General features: G+C 70.0%; 10 protein-coding genes. 8 read left to right on the plus strand and 2 right to left on the minus strand.

Annotated features, from left to right (window positions below):
- Positions 1-179 precede the first annotated feature (179 nt).
- Positions 180-1,187 carry a DUF1259 domain-containing protein gene (locus ACWD6P_RS32025; protein ID WP_451447690.1) on the plus strand — a complete coding sequence of 336 codons (1,008 nt, stop codon included), beginning with the start codon at positions 180-182 and terminating at the stop codon, positions 1,185-1,187.
- Between the two features lie 148 nt (positions 1,188-1,335).
- A complete protein-coding gene (locus ACWD6P_RS32030) occupies positions 1,336-2,073 on the plus strand; it encodes an alpha/beta fold hydrolase (protein ID WP_451447691.1) in 738 nt (245 codons plus the stop codon).
- A 143-nt stretch (positions 2,074-2,216) separates the two neighbouring features.
- Here ACWD6P_RS32030 and ACWD6P_RS32035 read toward each other — a convergent pair whose 3' ends face one another.
- A complete protein-coding gene (locus ACWD6P_RS32035) occupies positions 2,217-2,669 on the minus strand; it encodes a hypothetical protein (RefSeq protein WP_451447692.1) in 453 nt (150 codons plus the stop codon).
- Between the two features lie 603 nt (positions 2,670-3,272).
- Between ACWD6P_RS32035 and ACWD6P_RS32040 the strand changes: the two genes are divergently transcribed.
- From ACWD6P_RS32040 to ACWD6P_RS32060, 5 genes are all read left to right on the plus strand, one after another.
- On the plus strand, positions 3,273-3,380 hold the full coding sequence (locus ACWD6P_RS32040) for a keywimysin-related RiPP (protein WP_168092546.1): 108 nt from the start codon (positions 3,273-3,275) through the stop codon (positions 3,378-3,380).
- Positions 3,381-3,533: 153 nt separating this feature from the next.
- The gene (locus ACWD6P_RS32045) at positions 3,534-5,453 is read left to right on the plus strand and encodes a lasso peptide isopeptide bond-forming cyclase (RefSeq protein WP_451447693.1); all 1,920 of its coding nucleotides are present in this window, start codon (positions 3,534-3,536) and stop codon (positions 5,451-5,453) included.
- Between the two features lie 14 nt (positions 5,454-5,467).
- Positions 5,468-5,725: a lasso peptide biosynthesis PqqD family chaperone gene (locus ACWD6P_RS32050; protein ID WP_451447694.1), complete on the plus strand. Its 258-nt coding sequence runs from the start codon at positions 5,468-5,470 to the stop codon at positions 5,723-5,725.
- A gap of 98 nt (positions 5,726-5,823) precedes the next feature.
- A complete protein-coding gene (locus tag ACWD6P_RS32055) occupies positions 5,824-6,240 on the plus strand; it encodes a lasso peptide biosynthesis B2 protein (protein WP_451447695.1) in 417 nt (138 codons plus the stop codon).
- A 4-nt stretch (positions 6,241-6,244) separates the two neighbouring features.
- On the plus strand, positions 6,245-8,134 hold the full coding sequence (locus ACWD6P_RS32060) for an ABC transporter ATP-binding protein (RefSeq protein ID WP_451447696.1): 1,890 nt from the start codon (positions 6,245-6,247) through the stop codon (positions 8,132-8,134).
- Between the two features lies 1 nt (position 8,135).
- Here ACWD6P_RS32060 and ACWD6P_RS32065 read toward each other — a convergent pair whose 3' ends face one another.
- Positions 8,136-8,570, minus strand: a complete 435-nt coding sequence (locus tag ACWD6P_RS32065; protein ID WP_451447697.1) for an ankyrin repeat domain-containing protein — start codon at positions 8,568-8,570, stop codon at positions 8,136-8,138.
- A gap of 133 nt (positions 8,571-8,703) precedes the next feature.
- Between ACWD6P_RS32065 and ACWD6P_RS32070 the strand changes: the two genes are divergently transcribed.
- Positions 8,704-9,285 (plus strand): hypothetical protein, encoded by a 582-nt coding sequence (locus tag ACWD6P_RS32070; RefSeq protein WP_451447698.1) that lies wholly within the window; start codon positions 8,704-8,706, stop codon positions 9,283-9,285.
- Positions 9,286-9,341: the final 56 nt, after the last annotated feature.

Below are 9,341 nucleotides of genomic sequence, written 5' to 3' on the forward strand. Positions count from 1 at the left end.
GGCGCCCAGGCACAGATGCCTGGGCGCCTCGTCGGCTTTGTGGGGCGTCCCCGCGATGCCCGTCACTCCTACGGCGTGCCCGGGGGCTGATTGCTCTTAGTCCACTTGGCCCCAACAGATGCGGGTGACCGCCTCGGCTCCGGTTCGTCGTGCTTCCATCTCGGCATGGAGGTGCTCACGTGATCGAGAAGGCCGGAGACCGACAGCAGGACGGCGACCCGCCCGCGGGTGCGTCGCGGCGGCGCATCCTGGCCGCGGCCGCCCTGGCGCCGATGGTGGCCGGGGCGTCGGCCCCCGCCCGGGCCCTGGCCACCGGGAAGCCAGAGGGAAAGAACGGCAAGCTGATCAAGCCGGTTGCCACTGCCGTGTCGGGCTGGGAGAGCGTGGCCCACACGCTGGGCCGACCAGGCGATATGAAGCGCAACATGATGTACCACACGGCCTTCCCGCGGCACGACCTGCTCGTGCGGTCCCAGAACGTCGTCGTCAGACCGGCGCTGGCCCTCGGCTCGCACGTGTCCTTCGTCCGCTACGCCGATCACAGCACGCTGGTGATGGGCGATCTGGTGGTCGCCGAGCGCGAACTGCAGCCCTTCATCGACGCCCTGCAGACGCACGAGATCGGGCTGACGGCGATCCACAAGCACCTCCTCTCCCAGACTCCCGACATCTGGTGGGTCCACGTCCACTCACACGGTCACGACACCGTCGCCCTGGCCCGCGGCCTGCGCGCGGCACTCGACCGCACCGGCACCCCGCCCGCGCTGCCGTCGGCCCCGGCGCGGCTCGTCGACCTGGACACCGTCGGCGTCGATGCCGCGCTGGGCGTCAAGGGTTCCGTCGACGACGGCATCTACAAGTCCGTCTTCGTCCGCCGGGAGACCGTCAGCGACGGCCGCCGGGTACTGCCGCCGGGGCTCGGGTCGACCAGCGCGTTCAACTTCCAGCCGCTGGGCGGCGGCCGGGCTGCGGTCAGCGGCGACTGCGCCATGATCGCCAAGGAGGTCCAAGACGTCCTGGCGGCACTGCGACGCGCCGGGGCCGAGCTCGTCGAGCTCCACAACCACGGCTTGACGGACAAACCCCGCCTATTCTTTGTGCACTTCTGGGTCGTCGGCGACGCCGTCAGGCTCGCCCACGCCCTGCGCCCCGCGCTGGACGCCACCAACGTCATGCCGGCCGGCTGATCGAAGCCGCCCCCCGGGTGCCCGCCTCGGCACGTCCGCGTCCAGAGCCGGCTGCTGGCATCCCGGGGGCTCAGCGCCAACGGCGTTCGACCACCCCACCGGTAAGGTCGCCCCGAGGACGTCGTTGATCTGGGGGATTGGGGGATTCATGACGGCAGCGGACGCGCCGCCCATCGTCCTGGTACACGGGACACGGTTCAGCGCAGAACAGTGGAGCCCGCAACTCGCCGCACTCCAAGAGGAGTTCCCGGTGGTCGCGGTCGACCTGCCCGGCCACGGCACGCGCTCCGCGCAGCCCTGGAGCCTGGCCGCGGCGACGGAGGTCATTGCATCCGCGGTGGACTCGCTCGACCGCGGGCCGGCGCTGGTCGTAGGGCACTCACTCGGCGGATACGCCTCACTGGAGTTCGCACGGCGCTGCCCGGACCGGCTGCGCGGACTGGTCCTCGCAGGAGCCAGCGTCTCGACTCGCGGCCCGTGGGCCATCCCGTACCGATGGGTCGCCGGGCTCGTCCCGCAGATCGCGGGGGACCGGCTGACCCGCTGGAACGACCGGCTGCTGCGCCGCCTCTATCCACCCGAGGTGGTGGAGCCGACCATCCGCGCCGGTTACGCCTTCCACACCCTGCCAGCCGCCTGGGGCGAGGTGCTGGGCCGCTTCGACGCGGCTGCGATGCGCCATGTGGCGGCTCCCGTGCTCATCCTGAACGGCGAGAAGGACACCGTCTTCCGTTCCGGCGAAGTGGACTTCGCCCGCGCACATCCGCAGGCCCGTATCGAACTGATCCCTCGCGCACGACATCTCGCCAACTTCGACGCACCGGATGCCTTCACCGACGCGATCCGCCGCTTCGCCCGGCAGTTGCCGCAGGAAGCCGGTCTGTGAATCCACCAAGCACTTCGCCGAGTGCCAGGAGTGTGGTGCGGAGGTGGAGTGGTGGGTGGTCCAGGCACGGGTGGTCGACTCGTCACGTTCGCGCGCCCGGCACCGATCCGCTCCCTACCCGGCCGAGACCACGGGCACAGAGGCTAGATCTCCCGATGGGCGGCGAACGCCGACCGCATCCGCTTGCTGTTCACCATCAGGACGACACCGATCAGCAGGATTCCGCAGACGGCCTGCTCAATTCTCAGCCATGCCGGAAAAGCACCTGGAAGTGCAACGATGACGGAAATTGCCGTCACCATCACCCCTGAGGCCAAGCGCAGCCGGAGATATGACCGGCTGTGACCGCGGGCTGTTCCCGCGGCGAAAGCGGCCATGAGGAGTGATGTGGCGACGACGATGCTCACGCGGACCCAGACGGCGTCGGTCACCAAGTCGTGATGGCCGCGCAGCAGGATGATGGCGATGAGTGTGCACACGCTGAGCCCGACATAGCAGCCGACAAGCAGCTTGGTGCTGCGTAATGCCCGCTGGATACGCGGATGGCTCAACCTTTCATTGGAAGGCGCGGCCGGGTGCGTACTGCGCGTTGCCATGCTGGTCCTCTCTCTTCTCTCTGCTCTCCCCGCTGCGGGGTCGCTACCAGGATCCGGTGCGTGAGCGGCGTGATCATCGTTCACTGGGACGAGACGCGGTGCCCTGGCCTCAGGGATCTGCTCAGGGTCCCCCCGTAGTGGATTCGTATCTTTGTTTCGGTATCGGCCGCCCGATCACCTGTGTTCGAGAGGTGTGCGACGCGGCGGCCCACTCAAGGGTGAATGATTCTTCGGGTCGTCGATACTCTGTTCGCGTTTATTTCGGGTGGGATGGATATTCCTGGTCCCGAAAATGGGCGGCAGGGCGCAGGGCAAACGTTATTTCGTAACCAACTGCCGTACTGCGACGGGCACTTGGAGGCAACGGCGCAAGAATGCGAAGACGCAAGGGCGCAAGGGGATGTTCGACTGTTGTGCACTGGAATCGCGCGCCCTCTGTGTACCACTCAATGCCATCAGTCCGTCATTGCGTTGTTGAGGTTTTCCTACTTATCGTTGAGCCGCGGATTTCGCCGCTCGCAACTGCCGTCACGGGAGTTGCTTGAAATCCGCTGCACAGGCGCCTGTTGTGTACACCGTCCCCAGGAAAGAAGGAGAACGATCATGACGTACGAGCGTCCCACCCTCGCCAAGGCCGGCAGCTTCCGCAAGGTCACCGGCCTCAAGGACAACGGCCCGAAGGACGTCCTCGGCGGCAAGCAGGTCCTCTGACCGAGGCCACCCGCGACCGCTGAGCGGTCCGGGCGCAGCGCGCACCGGACCGACCGCTTAGCAGGTCCGGTCATCGGGTGGCGGCAGCCGGCCGCCACCCGTTCTCTGTTCTGCCTCCCTGTTCCGAGTGTCACCGACCGAAGGCCGTAGCCCATGGACCAGTCCTTGTCGCTCCAGGTCGTACCCGCCTGGTTCGTCGCTCTGCCCGACACCGACGCGGCCGGGGCTCTCGCCGTCAAGGCGCTCTCCTACGCGGACCGGAGCCTGGCGCACGCATCGGGGCGCCCCTGGCTGGTGGGCCGTTGGGCACCGGAGACCGTCGTGACGGGGGAGTGCGGGGGGACGCGTGTCGCGGTGATCGGGGAGCATGCCGTCACCGCGCGGGATGCCGAGCGGGCCGCCGCGGCGGCCGCCACCGGCTCGCCGACGGCTTTGGACCGCGCGGCCGACTGGGCCGGCAGCTTCCACCTGGTCGTCAGCGGCGGTGACCGGTTAACGGTGCGGGCCGGTGTGGTCGACCTGCGCCGGGTGTTCCACACCCGGGCCGGTACGTCCGGCCGCGGACCGGTGAGCGTGGCGGCCGACCGGGCCGATGTCCTCGCCGAGCTGGTCGGTGCCGAACTGGACGAGCGCCGCATCGCTCTTGAGATGCTCAGGGCACCGTACCCCCGCGCCGGGGACCCACTGTGGCGCGGTCTGCACGCCGTTCCGGGCGGGCACTGTCTGACGATCCATCACGACGGGCGGTCCCACACCAGGCGGTGGTGGTCACCGCCCGACCCCGTCGTCCCCCTCGCCGTCGGCGCCGGGCGACTGCAAGAGGCCCTGACCGAAGCGGTCGAGGTGCGTACCCGCGGGCGCGACCTGGTGACCTCGGACCTGGGCGGGCTGGACTCCACTGCCGTGTGCTGTACGGCGGCACGCACCGGGACCAGTGTCGTCGCCTACACCGCCGCGCTCCACGACGAGGCCGGCGACGACGTGTACTGGGCCAGGCGGACCGTCGAGGCGCTGAACGGCATCGAGCACCATGTCGTCCCGGCCCAGGACGTGGCCATGACCTTCGACGGGATCGATGCCCTGTCGGACGTCCTGGACACGCCCAGCATCCTCACCGTCGACCGCAACCGCCGTATGGGCATCGTGGAGTTGGCGGCCGCCCGCGGGTCCGACCTCCATTTCACCGGCCTGGGCGGCGACGAACTGCTGGCCGGTACGCCCGCCCGTCTGCATGCGCTGCTGCTCACCCATCCCCTCGTCGCCTGGCGGGCGGTACGGGGGTACGCCGCCAAATACCGGTGGTCGCGGAGCGGAGTACTGCGCCAGCTCCTGGACCGGAGCCCCTACCGGACGTGGCTTCAGCGGGTGGCCCGCGATCTGACCGAACCAGCGGTCCCTGAAGACGAGCCGTTGCTCGGCTGGGCGATTCCGCCCCGGATGCCGCCCTGGGCCACCCCGGACGCCCTCACCGCAGCACGCGAGCTGCTCTGCGCGGAGCTGTCCGACGTCCAGCCCCGGGGCCGGGGGCACGGCGAACACCGCGAGCTGGTCGGGATGGACGGCATCTCCCAATGGGCGCGGCACATCGGTCAGATGGCCGCCCCGCTGGGCATCGGGGTCAGCGCGCCCTACTACGACGCCCACGTCATCGAGGCGGCCCTCGCCGTCCGACCGCAGGAGCGGATCACTCCGTGGCGGTACAAGCCGCTCATCGTCGAGGCCATGCGCGGAGTCGTGCCGGAAGCCAGCCGCACCCGCGACACCAAGGCGAACGCCACGTACGAGGAGGAAGCGGGACTGCGCGAGCACCGCCGGGGACTGCTGGCGCTGTGCGAGGACTCCCGGCTCGCCCGGCTCGGTCTGGTCGACGAGCGGGTCCTTCGCGAATGGTGCCGTCGTGCTCTGTCCGCGGAGACGGAGAGCTATCGGCTGCATTCGACCATCGCCTGCGAAGTCTGGCTGCGCTCCCGGGAGATGACGCCACCGCCCGTCAGCCGGCCGGCAACGCAACACGGCCGGGTCCCTGCACCCGCCCGCCCGTCGGCCCTGCCCGCCGCCAACCGCGAGACCTGAGAGTGGTGAATTCAGTGGTTACCCTGAAGCCCGGTGTCCTGCTGACCGAGACCGAGTACGGCGTGGCGCTGCTCGACCAGGAGAGCGCCGAGTACTGGACGCTCAACCCGACGGCCGCCATCGTTCTGCAGACCCTCATGGACGGCCACGGCACCGAGCGCGCGGTGGAGATCCTGACCACGCGCTACGACGACGTCGACGTCGAACTGGCCACGGAGGACGTCGGCCGCATCGTCGGCGAGCTGCGCTCGGCGGGACTCGTCACGTCCTGATCGATTCGGTCCGTTCAACTCTGTCGGACTGTTCCTCCGCCTTCGTCCCTCCAGGCCCGGCCGTCCCGGGCCTGTCTGTCCAGACCGGAGAGTCACGCATGTCGACGCCGGAAGTGGTCCCGTACCGCCCGCGCTCCGTTCCACCGGCCCGCCGTTTCCTGGTCCGGGTGGTGGTGTGCTGTGCCCATGTGCTCGCCACCCAGCCGCCCGGCCGTATTCGCGCCGTACTGCGCCGGCTGCGCCGCGGCGCGAGGCCCGCCACCCTCGCCGAGGCGAGCACGGCGCGGCAGACGGTGCTCGCCGTGAGTCTCGCCGCAGGAGGCCACAAAGGGTGCCTGACCAGGTCCTTGGCCACCGTCCTGCTGTGCCGTTGGGACGGCCGGTGGCCCGTCTGGTGCGTGGGAGTACGCAGCCGCCCGCCGTTCGCGGCGCACGCCTGGGTGGAGGCCGAGGGAGTCCTCGTCGGCGAAGGCGCCTCGGCCGACTACTTCCAGCGCTTCTTCACCGTGGAGTGAGCAGATGAGCGCGGCACCCTCCGTCGAAACGCCTCGCACTGGCCCCGGCGACCGCTCCCAGACGTCTGAGAACCCGGTCGGCGCGACGCCGGGGCACCGGGCCCTCGCAGGTCATCTGCGTCGGCAGCGCGGGCGCATGGCCCTGGGCGTCGCACTGGGACTCATGGGCAGCGTCATGGGGCTCGCCCAGCCCCTGGCGGCCAAGCGCGTGATGGACGGAATGAGCCGGGGGCAGCCCGAGGCCGGATCCGTACTCGTGCTCAGCCTGCTGGTGGTGGCCGGGGCGCTCCTCGTAGGGCTGGGGCACTACGTGCTGCAGTGGTCGGCCGAGTCCATGGTGTACGCCGCCCGGCGCCGGCTGACCGAGCGGCTTCTGCGGCTGCGGGTGCCCGTGGTGGAGCGCACCGAGCCGGGCGATCTGATCGCCCGTGTGACCTCCGATACGGCGGTGCTGCGCCAGTCCGTTCCCCAGGCGGTGTCCGCGGCGGTCACCGGCACACTGGTCACCGCGGCGACGGTCGTCATGATGGGGCTGCTCGACGCCGTGCTGCTGTGCGTCACCCTCGCTGTGATCGGCGTCGTCGGCGTCATCGTCGCGGTCGTGGCGCCGCGGATCGGCCGTGCCACCCGGCACACACAGGAGTCGGTGGGGCAGATCGGGGCCGCGCTGGAGCGGGTCTTCGGCGCATACCGCACGGTCAAGGCGTCGGGCGCCGAGCGGCGGGAGGCCGCGGCGCTGCACCGGGTGGCGGAGGAAGCCCGCCGGACCGGGGTACGGGCCGCCGCGTGGGAGGCGGTGTCGGCGACGGCCTCGGCGGTCGTCGTCCAGGTCAGTTTCCTCGTCGTCCTCGGGGTGGGGGGCGCACGCGTGACGTCCGGCGCCATCAGCGTCTCCACGCTCGTCGCGTTCCTCCTCTATCTCTTCGCGCTGGCTCCTCGCATCGGCCAACTGGCCGAGGGAGTCGGCCAGTTCCAGGTCGGCTCGGCAGCTGCCGTCCGCATCGAACACGTCGAGAGGCTGGAGGTCGAGAAGCTGGAAGCGGAGCACGTACGAGAGCGGGCCGTCGCGGCGGATTCCCCCGCCGGCCCGGACACCACGCCTGCGGCCCCGGGTTCCCCTGCGGCCCCCGCGGTCGCGGCTTCCGAACGCGGCGGGTCGCCCGTCGGTGTGGCGTTCCACCAGGTGTGCTTCGCCTACCGCCCCGGACTGCCCCGCGTCCACCACGAGGTCACGTTCTCCCTGCCCGCACGCGGACTGACCGCTTTCGTCGGCCCGTCCGGCGCCGGCAAGACCACGGTCTTCTCCCTGATCGAGCGCTTCTACGAGCCTGAGGCCGGACGGGTACTCCTGGACGGTGAGGACGTACGACGGTGGCCGCTGCCCCTGCTTCGCGCCTCGATCGGCTACGTCGAGCAGGACGTTCCCGTCCTCGCCGGCACCCTGCGCGACAACCTGACCCTCGGCACCGTCGAGCCCAGCGACGAGGAGCTCGCCCGTGTCCTGCGGATGGCCCGGCTGGATGTGCTGGCGGACGGTCTGCCCCATGGCCTGGACACCGACGTCGGCCATCGGGGCAGCCGGCTCTCCGGTGGCGAGCGACAGCGTGTCGCGATCGCCCGCGCCTTGCTGCGTCGGCCGAGGCTGCTGCTGCTGGACGAGGCCACCTCCCAGCTCGACGCGGCCAACGAGGCGGCGTTGCGCGACACGATCACCGAAACCGCCCTCCGCACAACGGTGTTGGTGATCGCCCACCGGCTGTCCACCGTGACCAGCGCGGACCGCATCGTGGTCATGGAAGCGGGCCGGGTACGGGCGGTCGGCACCCACGCCCAGCTCATGAAAGGCGACGCCCTCTACGGCGAACTGGCGAGCACTCAGCTGCTCGGCCAGTGAATCAGGTTGTCGCCCCGCGGGGGGTTGCTCCCGCCGTGATGAGGAGAGCGGCGGTTTCGGAATGGGAACCGTCTTGCGCCCACTCCAGGGGAGAGCGGCCGGTGCCGTGGTCTTCGCGAAGGTTCGGATCGGCGCCCCGTGCCAGGAGTTCACGCACGGTTTCCGTGTACCCCCAGCATGCTGCTGCGCACAACGGCGTGCCCTCCGCGCCGATTCCGCTGCTCTCGGTGTCGGGGGTGGCGCCGGCTGCCAGGAGCAGGCGGGCGATCTCCGCCTTGCCGCACACGGAAGCCGTGTAGAGGGGGGTGGTGCCCTCGCCGTCGGCTCGCTCCGGGTCGGCGCCGGCCCGCAGAAGCGCCTTAACGCGGGCGGTGTCACCCAGCAGAATTGCTCCGAAGAGTTGCCGGGAGAGTTTCTTGCGCCGCCGCTGGTTCATGGTTGCTGAGGTTAGCGATCGGGTACGCGGCCGGGCCAGCCATTTCTGTGCCGCCGGGCGTGAGGTGCCCGAGCGGTGCGGGCCCTGTGCCATGCCGCGTACTCTCGCGGCCGGCTGCTGGCAGGATGCCCCTATGGCGAGCACCCCATCGATTAGCTACGTACGGATAGCCGAAGTCCTCACCGACCTCGGGATGATCACCCAAGAGAAGGCCCGGAGCGTCCTGGACGAGGCCGCCGCGTACGCGACCGAGCCGATCAAGCCACACTACGAAGTCGCCAGCGCCCTCGAATCCTTCGACGTGGCCGTCTCCATCCACTCCGAGGACGTCGACTTCGCCGACGAGCACTACGAATGGCTGCTGAACGAGGCCGCAGCCCTCACCGGCGGCAGAGTCACCGTCTCCCACTACCGCTTTGAGAAGGACAACCCGGACGACGAGGACTGCGGGCTGGGGACGATGCACTTCGAGTGCAACGGCAAGCCGCTCTCCTTCGGCATCGAGCAGGAGTCGAACGACTACCTCGACATGGGAGCAGCGCGGCAGGCCATCGAAGCGCTCAGTCCCCATGACGATCCCCGGGACTTCCGCTGCGTCGTACAGGCAGGCCCGCATCTCGACGACGACATCATGGTCCTGGCCACGGCCGAGCAGCGGGCAGGTCTCCTCCAGCACCTGGGCATCACGTTCGAACCGCCTTTGGGCTCACACTGACCACGGCGTCCCGACGCCGTCTGACCTGCACAAACGCGATAGGCCCCCTCTCCAGA

Source organism: Streptomyces sp. NPDC002446, assembly GCF_053595675.1.